This is a genomic window from Klenkia sesuvii, from assembly GCF_037083825.1.
GTDB classification, from domain to species: Bacteria; Actinomycetota; Actinomycetes; order Mycobacteriales; family Geodermatophilaceae; genus Klenkia; species Klenkia sesuvii.
In genome coordinates, this window is sequence record NZ_JBAPLU010000007.1 from 136,714 (window position 1) to 158,384 (window position 21,671).

Sequence of the window (21,671 nt, forward strand, 5' to 3'; positions counted from 1 at the left end):
TCAGCGGGCCGGCACCGCCGTCCACCCGGCCAGCTCGGCGCCGCGGCCGGCCGACGTCATCGCCATCGCCGCAGCACCCAGGCACCCGGCCAGCGAGCCCAGCCGGGTCAGCGCCACCGGCGGTGGCTCCCGCCAGGTCAGCCCCGCGGCCAGGCCGGCCTGCACCGGCTCCAGCAGGTCCGCGGCCGCGGCGGCCAGCCCACCCCCCAGGACGACGACGGCCGGGTCCAGCAGCAGCGTCGCGGTCACCAGGGCGTCGGCCAGCGCGGCGGTCGCGTCGGCCCACACCTCGCGGGCCACCGGGTCGGTGTCCAGCCCGCCCACCACACCGGCGGCCGACCGGGCCCGGCCCGTGCGGGCCTCGTAGCGCCGAGCCACGCCCGCGCCGGAGGCGTAGACCTCCAGGCAGCCGCGCTGCCCGCACGGGCACATCTCGCCACCGGGGCGCACCGGGGCGTGGCCGATCTCCCCGGCCGCGCCGGTGCCCCCGGTCAGCGCCCGCCCGCCGCCGACCAGCGCCGCGGCGATGCCGGTGCCGATGGTCACCAGCAGGACGTCGTCGACCCCGCGCGCCGCGCCGAGCAGCTGCTCGGCCAGCCCCGCGGCCCGGACGTCGTGGCCGGTGGTCACCGGGACGGCCGAGCGCGCCTGCAGCGCCGCGCGCAGCGGCAGGTCCCGCCACCCCAGGTTCGAGGCGTAGCGCACCGTGCCGGTGGCCTCCTCGATGAGGCCGGGCGTGACCACACCGGCGCCGACGACGGCCAGCCCGTGCCCGGCGGCGACCGCGGCCAGCCGGTCGAGCTCGGCCGCCAACCCCGGCACCGGGTCGGCCGCGTGCGCGGTGGCCCGGTTCTCCTCGTGCACCACGGTGCCGTCGGCGGCGAGGACGAGGGCCTTGGTCGTGGTGCCGCCGACGTCCAGGCCCACGACCGCAGGGCTCGCGCTCACCCGGCCCGCCGCTCGCGCAGCGCCGCCACCACGGCCGACACCTGGGCGGGGTCGGTGATCGTGCGGGTGCCGTCGTCGTAGACCACCTCGGTGGCGCTGCGGTGGCCCGGCGAGCGCACAGTGCGCGCGGCCCGCAGGTGCACCGCGGGGACGCCGGTCGCGTCGACCAGGTCGGCCACGTGGTCGGCGCGCACCCCGCCGCCGGCCATCACCTCGATGCGCCCGGCGGCCTGCTCGACCAGCGCGCGCAGGCGCTCGGCCCCGGCCAGCGCCGTGGCGGCCCCGCCGGAGGTGAGCACGCGCGCGACCCCGGCCTCGACCAGCTCCTCGAGCGCGGCCGGCTGGTCGGCGAGGGTGTCGAAGGCGCGGTGGAAGGTCACCGGGGCGTCACCGGCGGCGGCCACCACGGCGTCCAGGGCCTTCCGGTCGACGCGGCCGCCCGGGTTCAGCGGACCCACGGTCACGCCGAGCACCGGCAGGATGCTGCGGGCGGCCGACACGTCGGCGCACACCACGGCGAGCTCGATCGGGGAGTGCACGAAGTCCCCGCCGCGCGGGCGCACCAGCACGGTCACCGCCAGCGCGGGGGCGCGGGCGCCGAGGGCGGCGAGCGTGCCGGCGCTGGGGGTCACCCCGCCCTCGGAGAGCGCGGCGCACAGCTCGACCCGGTCGGCGCCGGCGGACCCGGCGGCCAGCGCGCCCTCGACGTCCTCGACGCAGATCTCGACCGTGGTGGTCATGCGGCGGCCAGGGCGGCGCCGGGGCGCACCTCGCCGACCGGCACGCCGCCGCCGAGCACCGGGACGGTCTCGAGGTCGGCGACCGGCGAGGTGTCCAGGCCCAGGCCGCGCAGCACGGCCAGCGCGACGACGGTGGTCGCCCGCGGGCTGCCGTCGACCACCTTCATGGCCACGGCGCGGCCGTCGGCGGTGGCCACCCCGATGACGCCCTCGGCGCCGCCCTTGGCCACGACGCCGGGCAGGTCGGCCATCAGCCGGGTGTTGACGTGGCCGTGCCCGCCGACGAACTCCGGGTGGCTGCGCATGGCGGCGGCGACCTGCGCGGCCGGTCCCTCGGTGGCGGTCGCCAACCCCCGGAAGGCGGTGGCCAGGCCGCGCACCGTCGTCCCGAACAGGGCGGCACCGCAGCCGTCGACGGCGGTGTGACCGACGGGGGCGCCGGTCTCGCGGGCGACGACGTCGTGCACGCGGCGCTGGAGCGGGTGGTCGGGGTGCAGGTGGCTCCCGGCCGGCCAGCCGTTGACCGCGCAGGCCAGCAGCATGGCGGCGTGCTTGCCCGAGCAGTTCATGCGCACCCGCGAGGCGCCCTCGTCGGCGCGCAGCAGGCGCAGCCGGGTGGCCTCGTCCTCGGGTAAATCGGGCGGGCAGCGCAGCGCCGACTCGTCGAGCCCGGCCTGCGCGAGCACGGCCCGGACGACGTCGACGTGCCGGTCCTCGCCGGTGTGCGACCCGGCGGCGATCGCCAGCGCCGGGCCGGCGAGCGGGGCCCCGGCCTCGAGGCAGGCCAGCGCCTGCAGCGGCTTGGTGGTCGAGCGGGGGAGGACGACGGCGTCGGGGTCACCGAGCGCCAGGGCGACCGAGCCGTCGGCGCGCAGCGCGACCAGGCTGCCCAGGTGCCGGCTCTCGACCAGCCCGGAGCGGACGACGACGGCCAGCTCGGCCAGGGCGGGTGATTCAGGCACGGGGGGTCTCCACGGCGGGTGCGCCCGGCTGGGCCGGGGTGGTGGTGTCCACGGACGCGGCGGTGCGCGTCGTCCGGCGCCTGAGCCGGGACGCGAGCGCGGACAGCGACCCGTTGACCACCAGGTAGACGAGGGTGACGACCAGGAAGGTCTGGATGAGCAGCCGGTTGTAGGCGCTGAGCACCTGCGCGCGGTAGAGCAGCTCGGTGAAGGCGACGACGTAGCCCAGCGAGGTGTCCTTGAGCAGGCTCACCAGCTGCACCACCAGCGACGGGGTGACCGCGCGCAGGGCCTGGGGCAGCACGACCGCCCGCATCACCTGCAGGCGGCGCATGCCGAGGGAGTAGCCGGCCTCGGTCTGGCCGCGGGGCAGGCTCAGCACGCCGGCCCGCACGATCTCGGCGATCGCCGCGGAGTTGGCCACGGTGAGCGGGATGGCCAGCTTCCACAGCACCGGCAGGTTGATGCCGTAGGCGGGCAGCCCGAAGAGCATGAGGTAGATCAGCAGCAGCACCGGCAGGGTGCGGAACACCTCGATGAACCCGGTGCACAGCCAGCGCAACGGGGTGATCGGGCTCAACCGGCCCAGCGCCAGCAGGACGCCGAGCGCGCCCCCCAGGACGGCGACGACGGCGGCGGCCAGCAGCGTCCCGCGCAGGCCGACGAGCAGGTACTCCCAGATCGGCCAGGACAGGAACGGCGACCAGCGGTCGGCGTCCAGCTGCCCGCGGGAGGCGAACTGGCGCAGCATGAGCGCCAGTGCCCCGGCCAGCACGAGCACGCTGACCACCGAGGCGATGCGGATGCGCCGGCGGGTGCGCGGGCCGGGCTCGTCGTACAGGTAGGCGGTCTCGGGCGGCTTCATCGGCGGATCGCCACCTTCTTCTCGATGCGCCCGGCGCCGAGCCCGATGACCAGCGCGAGCGCCATGTAGACCAGGCCCGCCGCCCCGAAGATCGGGATGGGTTCGGCCTGGACCAGGTTGACCTTGTTCACGGCCGAGGTGAGCTCGACGACGCCGACCGTCGCGGTCAGCGCGGTGTTCATCAGCAGCGCGATGAGCACGTTGCCCAGCGGCTGCACGACCGCCCGGGCGGCCTGCGGGACGACGACCAGCCGCAGGGTCTGGGGGAGGGTGAAGCCCAGCGCGCGGGCGGCCTCGACCTGGCCCTTGGCCACGGTGTTGATCCCGCTGCGCAGGGCCTCGGCCACGTAGGCGGCCTCGTAGACGGTGAGCACGACGATCGCGGTGGTCACGAGCGGGGCGATGAGCCCGGCGTCGGGCAGGGCGAAGACGGCGAGCAGCAGCAGCGCCAGCAGGGGGACGTTGACCAGCACCTGCACGTACCCGAAGGCCGCCGCCCGGAGGACCGGGACCGGGCTGACCCGCGCCACCACCACGAGGGTGCCGAGCACGAGGGCGCCCACCGCGGAGGTGACGAGGACGAGCAGGGTGGTGCCCAGGCCCGCCAGGAGGGCGGGCCAGTTCTCGACGAGGGCGCTCAACGGGGCCTCCTGCCGGCGCTGCTGCGGATCAGGTCAGGAACCCGGGACGGAGCCGATGGTCGGCGGCTCGGGGGTGCTGCCGTCGCCGACGGTGCCCAGGGTGGCGTCGAAGATCGCGGCCCACGAGCCGTCGGCGTAGATCTGCTCCAGCCAGTCGTTCACGAACTGCTTGAAGTCCGGGTCGTTCGGGGGCAGGCCGATGCCGTAGGCCTCCTCGGTGAAGGGCTGCCCCACGACCTTGATGCCGGAGTTGGCCTGCGCGTCGGCGGCCAGCAGGGTGTAGTCCTGCACGTAGGCGTCACCGCGGCCCTGGGTGAGGGCCTGCACGCACTGCGGGTCGGTGGCGAAGCTGACCACCTCGGCGGTGGGCTGCTCCTCGGGCACCGCGGTCACGGCCGGGGTGTTGGCGCCCACGATGACGGTCTTGCCGCCCAGGTCGTCGATGCCGGAGATGTCGTCGGTGTCCGAGGGCACCGCCACGGCGAGGCCGGAGACGAAGTACGGGCCGGCGAACGAGATCTGCTGCGCCCGCTCCTCGGTGATCGTGTAGGTGTTGAAGACGACGTCGACGGTGCCGTTCTGCAGCAGCGCCTCGCGGGTCTCCGACGCCGGCGGGACGACCTCGATGTTGGGCTCGCCGATGATGTAGATGGCCAGCATCTTCGCCAGGTCGATGTCGAAGCCCTGGATGTCGTCGGGGTTGCTGGGGTCCTGCTGGCTCAGCAGCGGGGCGTCGAGCGCGGCGCCGACCCGCAGCACGCCGCGCTCCTTGATGGCGGCCATCGTCGAGTCCGACAGCAGGGCCGCGGCGTCGGCCACGGGGGCGTCGTCGTACACCGACTGCAGCGAGTCCTCGCCGCCGCCACCACCCGAGGGCGGGACGGCCGAGGAGTCGGAGTCCGAGCTGCCGCAGGCGCCCAACCCGAGGGAGGCGACCAGCGCGAGGGAGGCGGCGAGCGTGCTGCGTCGCCGGAGGGTGCGGCTCATTCCTTGCCTTTCGACGGACCCGCCGGAGCGGGGGAGGGCCGGGCCGCGGGCCGCGGGCCGGAGCTGGAGGGGCGCGCTCAGTGCGCGAGGACGGCGGACAGGAAGCTGCGGGTGCGGTCGCTGCCGCCGCCGGCGAAGAACTGCTCGGGCGGGGCCACCTCGACGACCGCCCCGGCGTCCATGAAGACGACGCGGTCGGCGGCCCGGCGGGCGAAGCCCATCTCGTGGGTGACCACCACCATCGTCATGCCCTCCTCGGCGAGCGAGGTCATGACGGCGAGCACCTCGGCGACCATCTCGGGGTCCAGGGCCGAGGTGGGCTCGTCGAAGAGCATCACCTTCGGCTGCATGGCCAGGGCCCGGGCGATGGCGGCGCGCTGCTGCTGGCCGCCGGAGAGCTGGGCGGGGAAGTGCCCGGCCTTGTCGGCGATCCCGACCCGCTCGAGCAGGGCCATGGCCTCGGTGCGGGCCTGCGCCTTGGCGACGCCGCGGACCATGACCGGGGCCAGGCAGACGTTGTCCAGCACCGTCTTGTGCGCGAACAGGTCGAAGGACTGGAAGACCATGCCGACGTCGGCGCGCAGCCGGGCCAGCGCCGCGCCCTCGGTGGGCACCGGGACGCCGTCGACGAGCACCTCGCCGCTGTCGACCGGCTCGAGCCGGTTGATCGTGCGGCAGAGCGTGGACTTGCCCGAGCCCGAGGGTCCGACGACCACGACGACCTCACCGGCAGCGACGTCCAGGTCGACGTCGCGCAGCACGTGCAGGGCACCGAAGTGCTTCTGCACGCCGCGCAGCCGGACCATCGGGGGCGCGGTGGGTGCGGGCACGGGTACTCCTCCTGGTGCGCTCGGTGTGACGGCGCGAACAGTAAGCACCCCAGGGTTGTCTACAGAAGAGGGTTTGATTAATCCAAAAAGGTTTTAACCCGGCCGTGACCGTGCTCTACTGCCCCGGTGTCCGCCACCACCCCCACCCGGCCCGGTTCCCCGGCCGCGCTGGTCGCGCTCGTCCGGTCGGGTCGGGCCTCCTCGCGTGCCGAGCTCGCCCGGTTGACCGGCGCCTCGCCGACCACCATCGCCGGCCGGGTCGAGGAGCTGCTCGGCTCCGGCGTCCTGACCGAGGTCGAGGGGCCCGTCGTGGGCACCGGCCGCCCACCGCGCCGGCTGACGGTACGGGCCGGGCTCGGGGTGGTCGGGGCCGTGGGACTGGGGGAGCAGCACGCCGACTGCGCCGTCCTGGACGCGACCGGCGCAGTCCTGGCCGAGCGCCCGGTGCCCGTGCGGGTCGCCGACGGACCCGACGCCGTCCTGGGGACCGTCGCCGCGGTGCTGGCCGAGCTGCGGGCCGACCAGGCCGGGGCCGGGCCGCTGCTCGGGCTCGGGCTGGGAGTGCCGGGCCCGGTGGCGTTCCCCGGCGGTGTGGTCACCTCGCCGGCCCGCATGCCCGGCTGGAACGGGGCCGACGTCGCCGCCCTGGCCCGGCCGCACCTGCCCGCCGGGGCGGTCGTCGTCGTCGACAACGACGCGAACCTCATGGCGCTGGGCGAGCACGCCACCGACCCCACGGCCCGCCACCTGGTGATGGTCAAGGCAGGCTCGGGCATCGGTTGCGGCATCGTGGTCGACGGCGCGCTGCAGCGCGGTGCCCGCGGCTTCGCCGGCGACATCAGCCACGTCACCGTGCCCGACGCCGAGCCGGTGCCCTGCTCGTGCGGGCGGGTCGGCTGCCTCGACGCGGTGGCCAGCGGGTCGGCGCTGGTGGCCCGCCTGCGGGAGGGGGGCGTGGCGGTGGCCGGGGTCGACGCCATGCTCGACCTTGCCCGCGACGCCCACCCCCGCACCACGGGCCTGCTGCGGGAGGCGGGCAGCCGCACCGGGACCGTGCTGGCCACCATCGTCAACCTGGTCAACCCCGACCGGCTGGTGCTCGGCGGCTGGCTCAGCCAGGCCGAGGCCTTCGTCGCCGGCGTGCGCTCGGCGGTCTACGCGCAGAGCCCGCCGCTGGTCACCGACGGCCTCGAGGTGCTGGTCAGCCGTGCCGGCCCGCGGGCCGGGCTCCTGGGCGCGGGCCACTCGGCGCTCGACGCCGTGCTGGCCGACCTGCCGCGGCTGACCGCCGTCTGCGGCGCATGACCGGTGGGGTCGCGGGGCAGACAGCCGCGGTGACCACCACACACGGCCGCGGCCGGACGACGACCCCCGTGGTCGTGCCCGGGCCGGACGGAGACCTGGCCGGCGAGCAGCTCACGGGACCCGTGCACGCCGTCCCGGCCGGGGCGGCCGACCTCGAGCTGACCACCTCGCTGTGCAACCACAGCGTGCGCGCCGAGGCCGGCGCGCCGTTCGACGCGGGCGACCCCGACGTCTGCCCCGACTGCGCGGGGCGTGCCCGCAGCTAGTCGTCCACCTGGCCCGCGTCGGGCCAGGCTCCCCGCGGTAGGTGCCGAAGGGTGTCAGCTGCGGGGGAGTCCGGCCGAGCAGTCGGTGACGATGGCGGCGAACGTGCGGGTGTCCACCTCGTCGTCCACGGTCACCCGCACGATGTCGGTCACCTGCTGCACCGAGGTGGCGCGGGCGGCGGCGACGCGGGCGGCGGCGACGAGGTGCAGCTGGCGGATACGTGCGGCCGGGTCGAGCTCGGCCGTGGCGGATCGGTTGTGGGCCATGCAGCCACGGTAGGCCGGGTGGCGCACGCCACGGCAGGGCCGCGGCAGGCCGATCCGCCGTCACATGTGACGAAACCGCACGGTCCGGGTCGGCGAACCACGCCGTGCCCCTCCGCGCCTGCTCGGCGCCGGGCGCGGGGCGTGCGACCCTGCCCGACGTGGGTGGGTGGGTGCTGGCAGCGGTCGTCGCACTGGCCGGCCTCGGCGTCGGCCGGGGTCTGAACGTGCTGGCCCAGCGCGTGGTCGCCCGCCGTCCCGACGCCGCCGACCTGCTGCCGGGCGCGCTGCTCACCCGGCCGGCCGCCGTCGCACCGCCGTGGGTGGAGCTGACCACGGCGGTTCTCCTCGCACTGCTCGCCGTCCGGTTCGGCGCCGTGCCGCTGCTGCCTGCCTGGCTGTGGCTCGCCGCGTGCGCCGTCGTGCTGGTGGTGATCGACCTGCAGCACCACCTGCTGCCCAACCGCGTGCTGCTGCCGGCCACCGTGGGCGGGCTGGTCCTGCTCGGCGCCGAGGCCCTCGGCACGGGGGAGTGGGGCGGGTTCGCGCGCGGCCTGCTGGCCGCCGGCGTGGTGTTCACCGCATTGCTGGCCCTGGCCTGGGTCAACCCGGCCGGTCTCGGCCTGGGCGACGTCAAGCTCGGGCTCCTGCTGGGCCTCTACCTCGGCCGGCTCGGCTGGGAGCCCGTGCTCGTCGGGGTGCTCCTGGGCTTCGTGCTGCAGGCCGTGCTCGCCCTGGCGCTGCTGGCGCTGCGCCGCGCCGGGCGCAGCACCCAGCTCGCCTTCGGCCCGGCGCTGCTCGCCGGCACCCTGCTGACCGGGGTCCTCGTCGCCGGCTGACTCGCCGCGAACGGAACGACCAGGGCCGAAACGGCAGGTCAGACGCACGTCACCCCCGAGGGGGAGATGTGCCGGTTCGGCTCCGGTAGCGGCTGCGGCCCTCCGATCACGGTCACGCAGCCGCACCAGGACCACCCTGGTCCGCCCCGGTGACGGCTTCCCGGAGGAGCACCACATGACCCACCTGTTCCAGACCCTCTTCGCCCTGTCGGTCACCGCGGGCGACCGGGTTGCCGCGCACGCCACGGAGCTCAAGGCGCGCGAGACCGGTGCTAGCGCCGTCGAGTACGCCCTGCTCGTGGGCGCCATCGCGATCGCGGTCGTCGGCGCCGTCGCCCTCTTCGGCCCGAAGCTCAACGAGCTGTTCACCAGCGTGAACCTCAACGGCAAGAGCTGAACGCAGACCTCTCCGGGTCCGGCCGGTGGGTGGTGCACGCACTGCCTGCCGGCCGGCCCGGCGGCTCGCGACCGCGCAGCCAGCCCTGGACGACAGCCCACGAAGCAGGAGGAGGAGACCCGTGCCCCGTCGCACCCGCTGCACCCGCCGCCCAGGTCGGCGCGGTGAGCGCGGCGCCGCCGCCGTCGAGTTCGCCCTCGTCGTGCCGCTCCTGCTCATCTTCCTGTTCAGCATCATCTCGGTGAGCCGCGCCTTCCAGGTGCAGTCCGCCCTGTCCGGGGCGGCCCGCGAAGCGGCCCGCGAGTTCGCGATCGGCAACGACGCGTCGACGGCGCGCCAACGCGCCCTCGACACCGCGTCTGCCTCGGCGGTCCCCCTCGCGAGCTCGAGCATCTCCATCTCGCCGACCTCGTGCCGGGGCGCGGCCTCGGGCAGCAACATCACGGTGACCATCCGGTACACCTTCCAGCCCTTCGGGTCCTTCGCCGGTGGCGTGGCCTTCCCGATCACCGGTCAGGCGGTGTTCCGGTGCGGCGCCTGACCGCGCGCCGCCTGTGGGTGCGCGGGCCCGCCGGCGAGCGCGGGGCCGTGGCCGTGGCCGTCGCCCTGCTCATCCCCCTGCTCTCCGCGGCCGCCGCCCTGGCCGTGGACACCACGGCGTCGTGGATGGCGCGCAACCAGGTCATCACCGGTGCCGACGCCGCTGCCCTCGCCGAGGCGATCGACTGCGCCGAGGGCGACTGCGGGTCGATGACCGAGATCCAGACGAAGATCTCCTACTACTTCATCGAGAACAACGCCGGGTCCAAGCTGGCGACGCTGCAGCCGGGCACCGGGTGGATCCAGTACGACACCGGCCAGCGCGCCACGCGCTCCCAGGGCACGTGGACGATCAGGCACCTCTTCGCCGCCGTCCTCGGGAGCCCGACGTCGACGTTGACCGTGGAGTCGATGGCGCGCTGGTCCGGTGCACCCTCGGCCACCGCGGACCTCCCGCTGGCCGTGTCGTGGTGCGCGTTCCGCAGCACGCTCACCCAAGGGGTGGGTCTTCCGTCGTCGTCGACCACCCTCAAGCTCGCCACCGACACCGCGGGGGCCTCCTGCACCGGGCCCGCGGGCGGACCGGTGCGCGGGACGACCGCGCTCACGGCGTCCAGCGGCGGGTGCACCACCGCGTCGGTCACCGGTCAGGTGCTGACCGTGCCGACCACCGCACCCGCGGCCTGCTCTGCGTCCTACCTCGCCGGCCTGGTCGGCCAGGACGTCTGGGTCCCGGTGTACGACCAGAGCTCGTCGACCGCGGTGCGCGTGTACGGCTACGCCGCCCTGCACGTGACCTCCGTCCGGGCCGGGTCGCCGGCGACGGTCACCGGCTACTGGGACTGGTCCGCGCACCAGATCAGCACCCCGGACGCCGTGCCCACCGCCCCGGACCTGGGGGCCCGCGCCGTCTTCCTGTGGGACCCCGACACCTGGCAGGGGCGTCGCTGCCCGTGCTGACCCCACCCGCCGTCCCCATCCCCACCCGTCGAAGGAGCACCGCCCCATGAACCGCCGTCTCGTGGCCGCCGTCGTGGCCGTCCTGGTCGCCGCCGGCGGCGTGTGGGTGGTGCTCGGGTACGCCCGTGGCGCCGACGCGCGCGCCCAGGCCGCCGAAACGCTGACCCCGGTGCTCGTGGTCACCGCGCAGGTGCCGGCCGGCACCCCCGCGGAGGATCTGTCCGCCTCGGTGACCACCGCGCAGGTGCCGGCCCGCCTCGTCGCCGACGGGGCGGTCACCGACCTGTCCGCGGTGAGCGGGCTGAGCACGACCGCCGAGCTGCTGCCCGGCGAGCTGCTGCAGACCGGCCGCTTCGGCGACCCGGACGCGACCCGCGCCGACGGCTCCCGTCCGGCGCCCGAGGGCACCGAGGAGATCAGCCTCACCCTCGAGCGGCAGCGCGCCGCCGGCGGCACGCTCGTGCCCGGCGACCTGGCCGGGGTGTTCGGCACCGCGTCGACAATCAACGACGGCCCCGACGTCGCCGTCGAGCTCGACGGCGTCCTCGTCACCCGCGTCTTCGCCCCCGCCGACCCGGACGGCGTCTGGACCGTGACGCTGGCGCTGAGCCCCACCGCGGCCGCGGCGGTCTCCGCCGCCCAGGCCGACGGCACCGTCTACCTGTCGCTGCAGGCGCCCGGCACCGCGACCGCGGAGCGCTTCTCCGGTGACGGCACCGCCCTCTCCGGCGGGTCGTCCGCCCCGTCCCCGTCCGACACCTCCGCCACCTCGGGAGCCACCTCGTGAGCACCGTCCTGACCGTCGGCGTCGGCGCCGACCTCGTCGCCCGCTTCGCCCACGCCTGCGACGGCGACGTCGTCTCACTCGGCGTCGAGGCGCTCGACGCCGACGGCGGCCTGTTCGCCCGCGTGGCCGAGGCCGGCTCCCCCGGCGTCACGGTGCTGGGGCCCGACGTGCCCGAGGAGCGGGCTCTCGCGCTGGCCACCCGCGCCGACGTGCTGGCCGCCCCCACCTGCATCGTGATGGCCACCAGCTCGACCGACCCGGACCTGTGGATGCGTGCCATGCACGCCGGGGTCCGTGACCTGCTGACCGCCGACGCCCACCAGGACCACGTCGACGGGGTGGTGGCCCGCGGAGCGGAGTGGGCCGAGGCCAGGCGCGAGGCGCTGCGGGAGACCAGCGGCGACCGGGGGCACCGGCTGGTGGTGGTCGGGTCGGCCAAGGGCGGTGTCGGCAAGACCACCGTGTCCACCAACCTGGCCGTCGGGCTGGCCCGCTCCGGGCAGGGTTCCACCGTCCTGGTGGACCTCGACGTGCAGTTCGGCGACGTGGCCAGCGCCCTTGCCCTGGCGCCCGAGTACACGCTGCCCGACACGGTGCACGGGGCAGCCTCGACGGACCCGCTCGTGCTCAAGAGCTTCCTGACCCGGCACGACAGCGGCCTGTACGTGGTCGCCGGCAGCGACTCGCCGGCGGCCGGTGACGCGGTCACCGCCGCCCAGGTGGCCCGGCTGCTGGACACCCTGGCCCAGGAGTTCCGCTTCGTCGTCGTCGACACCGCACCCGGTCTGTCCGACCACACGCTGACCGCTCTCGAACGGGCGACCGACCTGGTGCTCATGAGCAGCATGGACGTCCCCGGGGTCCGCGGGATGCGCAAGGAGCTGGACGTGCTGACCGAGCTCGACCTCGTCCCGCGCGGCCGGCACCTGCTGCTCAACGGGTCCGACAGCGCCGGGGGTCTGGCCCTCGCCGACATCGAGGACACCCTCGGCGCCCCGCTGGACCTGGTCCTGCCCCGCAGCACCGCCGTCCCGCTGTCGACCAACACCGGGGTGCCGTTGCTGGCCGGGGGCTCGCGGGACCAGGTGGCCCGCGGGCTGCAGGCCCTGGTCGACCGGTTCCTGCCCGAGCCGGCCCCCGCGCGCAAGGGTGTCCTGGGTCGCCTGCGGGTGGGTGCCCGGTGAAGCTCGTCGACCGGCTGGCCACCGCACGGGGGGAGGACGCCCTCGGCCCCGACCCGGTCCGCCTCGCCCGCACCGCCGACCACGGCGACGAGCCGGTCACGCTCGCCGCGCGGGTCTCCTCGGTGCCCGTCGAGGTCGACGTCGTCGGCCGGCACGCCCAACCGCAGGCGCCGGTCATCGTCGGGGACGGGCTCACCCAGCTGCGCGCCCGGGCCACCCAGGCGCTCTTCGACCGGCTGGGCACCAAGCTCTCCAGCTCCGAGGTGCCCGAGGAGCAGCTGCACCGGCTGGTCAACTCGGAGCTGCAGCGCGTGGTCGCCAACGACCCCACGCCGCTCTCGGACGCCGACCGCCGCCGGCTCATCACCGAGGTCACCGACGAGGTGCTCGGGTACGGCCCGCTGCAGCCGCACCTGGACAACCCCGACGTCACCGAGATCATGGTCAACGGCCCGGACTCCGTCTACGTCGAACGCCAGGGCCGCCTGGTGCGCACCGCCTCGACCTTCACCTCCGAGGAGCACCTGCGCCGCGTCATCGAGCGCATCGTGTCCCGGGTCGGACGACGCATCGACGAGTCCTCGCCGATGGTCGACGCACGGCTCGCCGACGGTTCGCGCGTCAACGCGATCATCCCGCCGCTGGCGTTCGGCGGGTCGTCGCTGACGATCCGCAAGTTCTCCCGCACCCCGCTGGGCATCGGTGACCTCATCTCCTACGGCACGTTGAGCCCGGAGATGGCCGAGCTGCTGCGGGCCTGCGTGGAGGCCCGGCTCAACGTCGTCGTGTCGGGCGGCACCGGCACCGGGAAGACGACGTTGCTCAACGTGCTGTCGTCCTTCATCCCCGAGTCCGAGCGCATCATCACCATCGAGGACGCCGTCGAGCTGCAGCTGCAGCAGGAGCACGTCGTCCGGCTCGAGTCCCGGCCGCGCAACATCGAGGGCAAGGGCGAGATCTCCATCCGCGACCTGGTGCGCAACTCCCTCCGCATGCGCCCCGACCGCATCGTGGTCGGGGAGGTCCGCGGCGGGGAGAGCCTGGACATGCTGCAGGCGATGAACACCGGGCACGACGGCTCGCTGTCGACCGTGCACGCGAACAACCCCCGCGACGCCATCGCCCGCCTGGAGACGCTGGTGCTCATGGCCGGCATGGACCTGCCCCTGCGGGCCATCCGCGAGCAGGTCACCTCGGCGGTGGACCTGGTCGTCCAGATCTCGCGTCTGCGCGACGGGACCCGGCGGATCACGCACGTGACAGAGGTGCAGGGCATGGAGGGCGAGACGGTCACGCTGCAGGACGCGTTCCTCTTCGACCACTCCGCCGGCGCCGACCTGAACGGGCGGCTGCTGGGCAAGGCCGTGCCCACCGGGGTGCGCCCCCGCTTCGTCGACCGCTTCGCCGAGCTGGGGGTCAGCGTGTCCCCCCGGGTGTTCGCCGCGCCCGCTGGCGGTGCGCGCCGACCCACCGCGAAGGTGCGGCCCTGATGGCCGGCCCGGTGTGGGCGGCGGCCGGCGCGGTGGCGCTGGGGCTGCTCGTCGTGGGTTGGCTGCTGGTCACCCGCCCGCCGCGGGTCGACGCCGCCCGGTTGCGCCCGACCGCCGCCGCGGCGTCCCGCCGCCGGGTCAGCACCGCCGACGAGACGGTCGCCCTCGCCCAGCGCGCGCTCGACCGCCTGGACCCCGCCGGACGCCTGGCCGGGGCCGTGGCGCTCGCGGGCGCGGGCATCGCGGCACCGGACCTCCTCGTGGTGGTCGCCGTGGGGTTGGTCATCGGCCTCCTGCTGGGCGGCCTGGTCGGCGGACCGGCGCTGGCGGTGCTGCTGGCCCTCCTCGCACCCGCCGCGGCGTGGGCGTGGCTGACGCTCAAGGTCCAGCGCCGCCGCCGGGCGTTCGCCGAGCAGCTCGACGACGCCCTCCAGCTGATGGCCAGCAGCCTGCGGGCCGGCCACAGCCTGCTGCGCGCCGTCGACGCCGTGTCCCGGGACACCCCGGCCCCCATGTGCGACGAGTTCGCCCGGGTGGTGAACGAGGTGCGGGTCGGCCGCGACGTGAACGACGCGCTCGCCGAGGTCGCCGACCGCACGGGCAGCGACGACTTCCGCTGGCTTGTGCAGGCCATCGGCGTGCACCGCGAGGTGGGCGGCAACCTGGCCGAGGTGCTCGACCGCGTGGGGGAGACCCTGCGCGACCGGGCCCAGCTGTTCCGCCAGGCCCGGGCGCTGTCGGCGGAGGGGCGCACCTCCGGCGTCGTCCTGCTCGCGATGCCCTTCGGCGTCGCGTTGATCATGTCGGTGACGGCCCCCGGCTACCTGGCCCCGCTGGTGCAGACCGGCACCGGCCTGCTGCTGCTCGTCGTCGCCGCCGTGCTCATGACCACCGGCGCGCTCTGGCTGCGCTCCATCGTGAAGGTGAGGTTCTGATGCCACCGCTGCTCCTCGCCGCGTCGCTGGCCCTCGTGCTGCCGCTGGCCTTCGGGGTCTACGCCCTCACGTCCACCTCCCGCCGCCCCCTGGCCATCGCGCACCGCAACCTGACCCGCGGCCTGGGCGTGAGCACACCGGTCAGCGGGTCCCTGGAGTCGCGGGGCAACGGCTGGCTGGCGGTCCTGCGCACCCTCACCCCCGAGCGCGAGGCCCGGCGCACCCGCCGGCTGCTGCTGGCCGCCGGCCACCCGGCGGGCTGGACGATGGCCCGGGTGCTGACGGCCAAGCCGGCCCTGGTCCTGGTCGTCGGGCTGGTGTGGCTGCTCGTGCTCGAGGCCCGACCGGGCCCGCTGGTGCTGGTGCTGGGCGCGGCCGCGACGGTCGGCGCGTACTGGCTGCCCGACGCCGTCCTCGACGGCCGGGCCAAGGAGCGGCAGGCCGTGCTGACCCGTGAGCTGCCCGACGTGCTGGACGAGATGACCATCGCCGTGGAGGCCGGGTTGGGCTTCGAGGCGGCGATGGCCTGGGTGGCCAACAACGGCACCGGCGCGCTGGCCGAGGAGTTCCGCCGGACGCTGGCCGACGTGAACGTCGGCCGGCCGCGCCGGGAGGCGTACGAGGCCCTGGTCGCCCGTACCCGGATCGACGACCTGCGCCGGTTCGTCGCCGCGGTGAACCAGGCCGACAGCTACGGCATCGCGGTGTCGGACGTGCTGCGCGTGCAGGCGGCGGAGATGCGCACCAAGCGGCGCCAGCGGGCCGAGGAGCGGGCCATGAAGGTGCCCGTCAAGGTGTCGTTCCCGCTGATGGTGTGCATCCTCCCGGCTCTGCTGATCGTCGTCCTGGGCCCGGTCTTCCTCGGCCTGGGCGAGGTCCTGGGCTGAGGTGCCCCGGCCGGGGCCGCGTCCTAGGGTCGGCGGCATGACCTCCAGCCAGGACCCCACCGCCGAGGCCCGCGCCAACGTGACCCCCGAGAACGTGGACACGCGCGCCGAGCTGCTCCCCGAGGAGCAGGCGGCCGGCGGCAGCGACGACGCCGACGCCCAGGCGGAGGCCATCCTGGCCGAGTCCGAGGAGCGCACGCTGCACCCCGACGCCGACGAGGGCGGGCACCGCTCCTCCGACGAGACGGTCTGAGCGTGCGGCACCGGCACCCCGTCCAGCTGCGGTGGTCCGACCCCGACCGCTACGGCCACGTGAACCACGCCCGAGCGCTCTCCCTGCTGGAGGACGCCCGGCTGGTGATGACCGGCGAGGGCGACGAACCGCCGGTCATCCTGGCCCGGCTGGAGGTTGACTACCGGCGCCAGCTGTTCTACCGGGCCGGTGAGCACGTCGACGTCGACAGCTGGGTCACCCGCCTGGGCACGAGCTCGGTGACGGTGCGCCAGCAGTTGCGCCAGGACGACCAGGTGGCGATCGACCTGGTCGCCGTCCTGGTGCACGTCGAGGACGACGCCCCGCGCCCGCTCACCGAGGCCGAGCGGGCCCGCTGGACGACGTTCTGCGAGCCCGCCGACGGGTAGCACCACCCCATGCCCAAGACGACCAAGAGCGGGAAGCCGATCGAGGACGAGCTGCCCAGCACCCTGCAGCGCTCCGACGACAAGGCCAAGGACACCTACGCGCAGGCCCACGACAGCGCGGTGGACACCTACGACGGCGACGAGCAGGCCGCCAACCGGGTGGCCTGGTCGGCGGTGAAGCACACCCACGAGAAGGTGGGGGACCACTGGGAGCCCAAGGAGGAGAACGGCCCCTCCGACGAGCAGTCGGCCCGCGGCGACCGCGACACCGACCTGGGCACCGCCGGCGGCGTCGACGAGAACGCCACCAAGGAGCACCTGTACTCCCGCGCCCAGGAGCTCGACGTCGAGGGCCGCTCGACGATGACCAAGGACGAGCTGGTCGAGGCGCTGGAGAAGGCCAACGACAAGGCCACCCGGGACGCCCGCGACTGATCCGCGCCGTCCGGGCACCATGTCCGGGTGGACCGGGACCGACGACGGCAGCAGTACGAGCAGGCCACCCAGTGGCCGATGATCGGGCTGGCGGTGCTCTTCGTGGTGGCCTACGCCTGGCGCGTGCTGGGGGTCGGCCTGCCCGGCTGGGTCGAGACCACCCTGGGCCTGGTGACGGTGGCCGTGTGGCCGGTGTTCCTGGCCGACTACCTCGTGCGCCTCGTGCTGGCCGAACGCCGGTGGCGGTTCGTGCGCACCAACTGGGTGGACGGCGTCGCCGTGCTGCTGCCCCTGCTGCGCCCGCTGCGGATCATCAGCCTCGTCCGCGTGGCGCGGGTGATCGACCGGCGGCTGGCCACCGACCTGCACGGCCGCGTGGCCGGCTACGTGACGGTGTCGGCCTCGCTCGTGGTCTTCATGGCCGCGCTCGCCGTCCTGGACGCCGAACGGGGTGCGCCCGACGCGAACATCACCGACTTCGGCGACGCCGTGTGGTGGGCCATCACCACGATCTCCACCGTCGGGTACGGCGACCGCTACCCGGTCACCGGCGAGGGCCGGGTGGTCGCGGTGCTGCTCATGCTGGCCGGGATCGCCCTGCTTGGGGTGGTCACCGCCGCCGTGGCGTCGTGGTTCGTCGACCGCGTCAGCGACGCCCGGGACGGGGAGTCCGACGACCTGCGGGCCGAGGTGCGCGAGCTGGCCGCCGAGGTCCGTGCCCTGCGCGCCGAGCTCCCCGGTCGCGACCTCACCCCGGGACGGTGATCAAACCGGTCTGCCGGCCGTCGAGGTAGTCGACCCCCTCGGCGGTCAGCGCGACGCCCTGCTCGAGGGCCATCCGCACCACCTGCCCGTCCCACTCGGGCACCGGCACCCGCACGCACAGCTCCAGCGCCCAGGTGGTGTCGGCGTGCAGCCGGGCCGAGCCGGCGCCGGGGACGCCGTCCTGGGCGTCCCACATGCCGATGGCCGGCCCGGCCCCGTGCCCGTGCACGCCGACCGGGTGGGAGTAGACGTCGCCGTCGATGCCCTCCGCCGCTGCCCCGGCGCGGGCCGCGGCCAGCACCTCGTCACCGGTGCGGCCGGGCTGCATCGCCGCGGTCACGAGGTCCTGCATCCGGTTGCCCACCGCGTGCGCGGCGACCAGGCCCGCCGGTGCCGCCGTCTCGCCGTCGGCCAGCACGTAGGCGTTGCGCTGGGTGTCGGTGGTCAGGCCCAGCGTGCGCAACCCGACGTCGCAGTGCAGCAGGTCCCCGCGCTGCACGACGGCGTCCTCGGTCGGGCCCGGCAGCCCCCGCCGCTGGACGTCGACGGTCGGCTGGAACCACGGGTCCACCCCGAGGTCGTGGAAGCGCTGCCGGACCCACCACGCCACGTCGGCGGCCGTGGTCGTCCCCGGGGTGATCACCGACCGCGAGAAGGCCTCGTCGACCGTGCGGTGCACCAGGGCGTTCATCCCGTGCAGGGCGGCGATCTCCTCCGGCAACCGGGTCTCCAACCAGCGCACGGCCAGCGCCTCGGCCGGCACCACCCGGTCGGCCCACGGACCCAGGGCGGCCAGCAGCTGCTCGTGGTCGGTGTGGGAGAGGCCGTCGGCGTGCGCGAAGGTCGCCGAGACGTCGATGCCGATGCGGGTGGGCCGGGCCCGGTCGACCGTGCGGCGGACGGCGGCCCACTGGGCGGCCTCGGGGGTGTGCGCGGGGTCGTCGTCGGCGGGGTGCCAGACCGACGCGAAGTCACCGACCGGGTAGCGGGCCACCGCCGCGGGCGCGACCCCGGTCGCGGTGCGGTGCAGCAGCAGCACGGTGCGCCGGCGGGCCGACAGCCACGTGGCCGGCAGCAGCGAGGGCAGCACCGGGTCCTCGTGGTACTCCCGACCGACCACCACCCACAGGTCGATGCCGGCCTCGTCCATGAACCCGGGCAGCAGCTCGGCCACTCGCCGCGACAGCCAGCCGTCGCGCACCGCGGCCTGCTCGCGGAGGGGGAGGGGCACCTGCTGCAGGGTCGCGGTCACGCCCCGATGAGACCAGACGGCGCTCAGCCGGCGCTGCGGCCGTCCTCGAGGCGGGCGCCACCACCCAGCCGGGGGCGGGGCAGCTGCGGCACGGCCAGCTCGACCCGGTCCCGCCCGGCCTGCTTGGCGGTGTACATCGCCGCGTCGGCGCGGTCGATGAGCCGCCAGACCGCGTCGTGCGGGTCCTCGCCCGGCACGGGGGTGGTGATGGCCGACCCCACGGAGGCGGTGACCCGGTGCCGGTCGTGCTCGGCCCGGCGGACGGCGGCGCGCAGCCGTTCGCCCAGCTGCCGGGCGTCGTGGTGGTCGTGCACCAGGCCCAGCACCACCATCTCCTCGCCGCCGGTGCGGGCCAGCACGTCGGTGGGGCGGACCTCGCGGGACAGCGAAGCGGCGACGGCCAGCAGCACCGCGTCCCCGGTGGCGTGGCCGTGGGCGTCGTTGAGCTGCTTGAACCGGTCGAGGTCGAGCAGGAAGGCCGCGACCGACAGGCCCTCCCGCTGCGCCTGCGCCCACAGCCGGCCCGCCTGGGCGGTCATGGACCGGCGGTTGGCCAGGCCGGTGAGCGGGTCGGTGGACGACAGCCGCTCCGTGGCCACCAGCAGCCGCTGCACCCGGCGGCGCAGCACGTAGACCCCGAAGGAGGCGACGTCGAGGACCACGGACTGCACCAGCACCTGGACGGCGAGCGGCACCGGGTCCGCGAAGCTGCCGTGCAGGGCGACCCAGCAGGCCACCGGGACGGCGAGCATGTGCGCGCCCAGCAGCCACCCGTCGAGGAACCAGGCGGCCGCGAACGCGGCGAACAGCATCATCAGCGGCGGGGCGTAGAGCATCGGCTCGGTGATCGACAGGGCGACGACGACGTAGACCACGTCACCGAGCAGCACCAGACCGGCGACCGCGGCCCGCCCCACCCGGCCGGTGGCCAGGAGGACCACGGCCAGGGCGGCCAGCAGGGCCATCGCCCCGGCGTAGACGCCGGTCGGGGTGCCCGGCCGCAGCACGCCGTCGACCCGCAGGTTGAGCGCGCCGAGCGCCGAGCCGACCAGCAGGAGGACCGCGATGACGCGCGCCGCGACCCGACCACCCATCACCCCGGAGCCGTCGCCGGGCCCCACCTCGGGGCGGCGGCGGTCGGCGGGCACGACGAGAGTGTGCCCCACCGCTCACGGCGCGCACTGCGCCTTGCCCGCCGGGGTGCCAGGCTGGCGCGGTCCGGGTGCGCACGCGTGCACCCCGCTGAACCGGGAGGACGTCGACATGAGCCAGGGACCGTGGTTCTTCTGCCTGCGGCACCACACGGTGGAGGGCCCCGACGGCTGCGCCGAGCGGCACCGGCTCGGGCCGTTCGCGACGCGGGAGGAGGCCGCCGCGGCGCTGGAGAAGGTGGCCGAGCGCAACGAGCAGGCCGACGCCGAGGACCGGGCCTGGGAGCGCGGCGAGCGGAGCTGACCTGGCACGATCGACCGGCGGGCCGACTCCGGGCTTGCCGACTCGAGGAGCGGACGTGGGCGAGGGCAACACGGCAGCGGGCGGGGGTCGCCCGGTGGGCGAGCTCGTGGTGGGCATCGTGGGCGGGACCGGCCCCCAGGGCCGGGGCCTGGCGGTGCGGTGGGCGGCGTCCGGCCAGCGGGTGCTGCTGGGGTCCCGCGAGGCCGACCGGGCCGTCGAGGTGGCCGAGCAGGTGGCCGCCCGCGCCGCGCAGGCGTCGGGCGGGGCCGAGGTCTCGGTGCGGGGCGGGTCCAACGACGACGTCGCCGGGGCCGCCGACGTCGTGGTGGTCGCCGTCCCCTTCGCCGGGCACGCCGAGCTGCTGACCGGTCTGGCCCCGGCGCTGGCCGGCAAGGTCGTCGTCGACTGCGTCGTCCCGATGGGCTGGGACGAGCTCGGCGCCTACGTCCTCGACGTCCCCGAGGGCAGCGTCACCCAGCAGGCGGCGGCCCTGCTGCCCGACAGCCACGTCGTCGGTGCCTTCCACCACCTCTCGGCGGTGTCGCTGGAGGACCTCTCCCACCCGACGCTCGAGGGCGACGTGATGGTCGTCGGCGACGACCGCGCCTCGATGGACCTGGTGCAGGCCCTGGCGGGCCAGCTGCCCGGGCTGCGCGGGGTCTACGCCGGCCGGTTGCGCAACGCCCGGCAGGTCGAGGCGCTCACGATCAACCTGGTGTCGGTCAACCGCCGGTACAAGACGCACGCCGGCGTGCGGGTCACCGGCGTCTGAGGGTCGGTCGCGGGGCTCAGAGCCGGATGCACACGCCCAGGCTGAGCAGGGTGCCGGCCGGGCAGCCACCGCCAGCGGTCGGGGCGACCGGTGCGGTGTCCGCGGTGGGGGCGGCACTGCCGGTGGGAGCCGTCCCGGCGACCGACGCGGTGCCGGCCACGGGCGCGGTGGAGCCGGTGGCGGCCGGTTCCGCGGTGGGCGCGGGCGCGCCGACCGGGGCCGTCGCGGCCGTGGGGGCCGTGGCCGCGACCGGGGCCTGCGCGGCGGTGGGAGCAGTCGGGGCGGCCTCGGCGGTGGGGGCCACCTCGGCGGTGACGGCGGCCGGGGCGGTCCCCGGGTCGCCGGGGGCGGCGTTGGCCGCCACCCCGCCGACGACGGCGGCCAGGAACACGACGCCCGAGGCGACGCCGATGAGTGCGGTGCGGTCGAACTTCACGAGGGTTCCTCTCCGGTGGGGGCCTGCCCGAGGAACTTCGGCAATCCGGACGATCCTGTTCAGTCGAGCAGGGCACGGATCGCCGGG

General features: G+C 75.5%; 28 protein-coding genes. 17 read left to right on the plus strand and 11 right to left on the minus strand.

Features of this window, described 5'->3' with window-relative positions; genetic code table 11:
• From TEK04_RS09135 to TEK04_RS09165, 7 genes are all read right to left on the minus strand, one after another.
• A complete protein-coding gene (locus TEK04_RS09135) occupies positions 1-948 on the minus strand; it encodes an ROK family protein (RefSeq protein WP_336404021.1) in 948 nt (315 codons plus the stop codon).
• Positions 945-1,688 (minus strand): copper homeostasis protein CutC, encoded by a 744-nt coding sequence (locus TEK04_RS09140; RefSeq protein WP_336404022.1) that lies wholly within the window; start codon positions 1,686-1,688, stop codon positions 945-947. Before TEK04_RS09140 ends, TEK04_RS09135 begins: the two co-directional genes overlap by 4 nt.
• Positions 1,685-2,650, minus strand: a complete 966-nt coding sequence (locus TEK04_RS09145) for an asparaginase (RefSeq protein WP_336404023.1) — start codon at positions 2,648-2,650, stop codon at positions 1,685-1,687. Before TEK04_RS09145 ends, TEK04_RS09140 begins: the two co-directional genes overlap by 4 nt.
• The gene (locus tag TEK04_RS09150; RefSeq protein WP_336404024.1) at positions 2,643-3,515 is read right to left on the minus strand and encodes an amino acid ABC transporter permease; all 873 of its coding nucleotides are present in this window, start codon (positions 3,513-3,515) and stop codon (positions 2,643-2,645) included. Before TEK04_RS09150 ends, TEK04_RS09145 begins: the two co-directional genes overlap by 8 nt.
• Positions 3,512-4,156 carry an amino acid ABC transporter permease gene (locus TEK04_RS09155; protein WP_336404025.1) on the minus strand — a complete coding sequence of 215 codons (645 nt, stop codon included), beginning with the start codon at positions 4,154-4,156 and terminating at the stop codon, positions 3,512-3,514. Before TEK04_RS09155 ends, TEK04_RS09150 begins: the two co-directional genes overlap by 4 nt.
• A gap of 33 nt (positions 4,157-4,189) precedes the next feature.
• Complete coding sequence (locus tag TEK04_RS09160; protein ID WP_336404026.1) at positions 4,190-5,143, minus strand: glutamate ABC transporter substrate-binding protein; 954 nt, start codon at positions 5,141-5,143, stop codon at positions 4,190-4,192.
• A gap of 77 nt (positions 5,144-5,220) precedes the next feature.
• Complete coding sequence (locus tag TEK04_RS09165; protein WP_432277326.1) at positions 5,221-5,973, minus strand: amino acid ABC transporter ATP-binding protein; 753 nt, start codon at positions 5,971-5,973, stop codon at positions 5,221-5,223.
• Between the two features lie 126 nt (positions 5,974-6,099).
• On the opposite strand from TEK04_RS09165, the gene TEK04_RS09170 reads away from it, so the two are divergent.
• Both TEK04_RS09170 and TEK04_RS09175 read left to right on the plus strand, forming a co-directional pair.
• Positions 6,100-7,278: an ROK family protein gene (locus TEK04_RS09170; protein ID WP_336404027.1), complete on the plus strand. Its 1,179-nt coding sequence runs from the start codon at positions 6,100-6,102 to the stop codon at positions 7,276-7,278.
• A gap of 29 nt (positions 7,279-7,307) precedes the next feature.
• Entirely contained in the window at positions 7,308-7,544 is a 237-nt protein-coding gene (locus tag TEK04_RS09175) for a hypothetical protein (RefSeq protein WP_336404028.1), read from the plus strand.
• 54 nt (positions 7,545-7,598) lie between these two features.
• Here TEK04_RS09175 and TEK04_RS09180 read toward each other — a convergent pair whose 3' ends face one another.
• Entirely contained in the window at positions 7,599-7,811 is a 213-nt protein-coding gene (locus TEK04_RS09180) for a hypothetical protein (RefSeq protein WP_336404029.1), read from the minus strand.
• Positions 7,812-7,981: 170 nt separating this feature from the next.
• On the opposite strand from TEK04_RS09180, the gene TEK04_RS09185 reads away from it, so the two are divergent.
• The 13 genes from TEK04_RS09185 (at position 7,982) to TEK04_RS09245 (ending at position 17,669) form a co-directional block, all read left to right on the plus strand.
• Positions 7,982-8,647: a prepilin peptidase gene (locus tag TEK04_RS09185; RefSeq protein WP_336404030.1), complete on the plus strand. Its 666-nt coding sequence runs from the start codon at positions 7,982-7,984 to the stop codon at positions 8,645-8,647.
• Positions 8,648-8,822: 175 nt separating this feature from the next.
• A complete protein-coding gene (locus tag TEK04_RS09190) occupies positions 8,823-9,044 on the plus strand; it encodes a Flp family type IVb pilin (protein ID WP_336404031.1) in 222 nt (73 codons plus the stop codon).
• A gap of 121 nt (positions 9,045-9,165) precedes the next feature.
• Positions 9,166-9,585, plus strand: coding sequence for a TadE family protein (locus TEK04_RS09195; protein ID WP_336404033.1), 420 nt, complete (start codon positions 9,166-9,168; stop codon positions 9,583-9,585).
• On the plus strand, positions 9,573-10,544 hold the full coding sequence (locus TEK04_RS09200) for a hypothetical protein (protein WP_336404034.1): 972 nt from the start codon (positions 9,573-9,575) through the stop codon (positions 10,542-10,544). Before TEK04_RS09195 ends, TEK04_RS09200 begins: the two co-directional genes overlap by 13 nt.
• 46 nt (positions 10,545-10,590) lie before the next feature.
• Positions 10,591-11,331, plus strand: a complete 741-nt coding sequence (locus tag TEK04_RS09205) for a CpaB family protein (protein WP_336404035.1) — start codon at positions 10,591-10,593, stop codon at positions 11,329-11,331.
• A complete protein-coding gene (locus tag TEK04_RS09210; RefSeq protein ID WP_336404036.1) occupies positions 11,328-12,515 on the plus strand; it encodes a CpaE/TadZ family protein in 1,188 nt (395 codons plus the stop codon). Before TEK04_RS09205 ends, TEK04_RS09210 begins: the two co-directional genes overlap by 4 nt.
• Positions 12,512-14,005: a TadA family conjugal transfer-associated ATPase gene (locus tag TEK04_RS09215; protein ID WP_336404037.1), complete on the plus strand. Its 1,494-nt coding sequence runs from the start codon at positions 12,512-12,514 to the stop codon at positions 14,003-14,005. The genes TEK04_RS09210 and TEK04_RS09215 overlap by 4 nt, the downstream gene beginning before the upstream one ends.
• On the plus strand, positions 14,005-14,940 hold the full coding sequence (locus tag TEK04_RS09220) for a type II secretion system F family protein (protein ID WP_336404038.1): 936 nt from the start codon (positions 14,005-14,007) through the stop codon (positions 14,938-14,940). The genes TEK04_RS09215 and TEK04_RS09220 overlap by 1 nt, the downstream gene beginning before the upstream one ends.
• Positions 14,940-15,827, plus strand: coding sequence for a type II secretion system F family protein (locus TEK04_RS09225; RefSeq protein ID WP_336404039.1), 888 nt, complete (start codon positions 14,940-14,942; stop codon positions 15,825-15,827). Before TEK04_RS09220 ends, TEK04_RS09225 begins: the two co-directional genes overlap by 1 nt.
• Before the next feature lie 37 nt (positions 15,828-15,864).
• On the plus strand, positions 15,865-16,080 hold the full coding sequence (locus TEK04_RS09230; protein WP_336404040.1) for a hypothetical protein: 216 nt from the start codon (positions 15,865-15,867) through the stop codon (positions 16,078-16,080).
• A 2-nt stretch (positions 16,081-16,082) separates the two neighbouring features.
• On the plus strand, positions 16,083-16,469 hold the full coding sequence (locus tag TEK04_RS09235) for an acyl-CoA thioesterase (protein WP_336404041.1): 387 nt from the start codon (positions 16,083-16,085) through the stop codon (positions 16,467-16,469).
• 9 nt (positions 16,470-16,478) lie between these two features.
• The gene (locus TEK04_RS09240) at positions 16,479-16,904 is read left to right on the plus strand and encodes a ChaB family protein (protein ID WP_336404042.1); all 426 of its coding nucleotides are present in this window, start codon (positions 16,479-16,481) and stop codon (positions 16,902-16,904) included.
• A 27-nt stretch (positions 16,905-16,931) separates the two neighbouring features.
• The gene (locus TEK04_RS09245; RefSeq protein WP_336404043.1) at positions 16,932-17,669 is read left to right on the plus strand and encodes a potassium channel family protein; all 738 of its coding nucleotides are present in this window, start codon (positions 16,932-16,934) and stop codon (positions 17,667-17,669) included.
• On the opposite strand, the gene TEK04_RS09250 is transcribed toward TEK04_RS09245, so the two are convergent.
• Positions 17,653-18,921, minus strand: a complete 1,269-nt coding sequence (locus tag TEK04_RS09250) for a M24 family metallopeptidase (RefSeq protein WP_336404044.1) — start codon at positions 18,919-18,921, stop codon at positions 17,653-17,655. The two genes, TEK04_RS09245 and TEK04_RS09250, sit on opposite strands and share 17 nt — an antisense overlap.
• A 23-nt stretch (positions 18,922-18,944) precedes the next feature.
• Positions 18,945-20,069 carry a GGDEF domain-containing protein gene (locus TEK04_RS09255; RefSeq protein WP_336404045.1) on the minus strand — a complete coding sequence of 375 codons (1,125 nt, stop codon included), beginning with the start codon at positions 20,067-20,069 and terminating at the stop codon, positions 18,945-18,947.
• 115 nt (positions 20,070-20,184) lie between these two features.
• Here TEK04_RS09255 and TEK04_RS09260 point away from each other — a divergent pair, with 115 nt between their 5' ends.
• Entirely contained in the window at positions 20,185-20,376 is a 192-nt protein-coding gene (locus TEK04_RS09260; RefSeq protein ID WP_336404046.1) for a hypothetical protein, read from the plus strand.
• Between the two features lie 55 nt (positions 20,377-20,431).
• Complete coding sequence (gene npdG, locus TEK04_RS09265; protein ID WP_336404047.1) at positions 20,432-21,148, plus strand: NADPH-dependent F420 reductase; 717 nt, start codon at positions 20,432-20,434, stop codon at positions 21,146-21,148.
• Positions 21,149-21,164: 16 nt separating this feature from the next.
• On the opposite strand, the gene TEK04_RS09270 is transcribed toward npdG, so the two are convergent.
• Complete coding sequence (locus TEK04_RS09270) at positions 21,165-21,584, minus strand: hypothetical protein (RefSeq protein WP_336404048.1); 420 nt, start codon at positions 21,582-21,584, stop codon at positions 21,165-21,167.
• Positions 21,585-21,671: the final 87 nt, after the last annotated feature.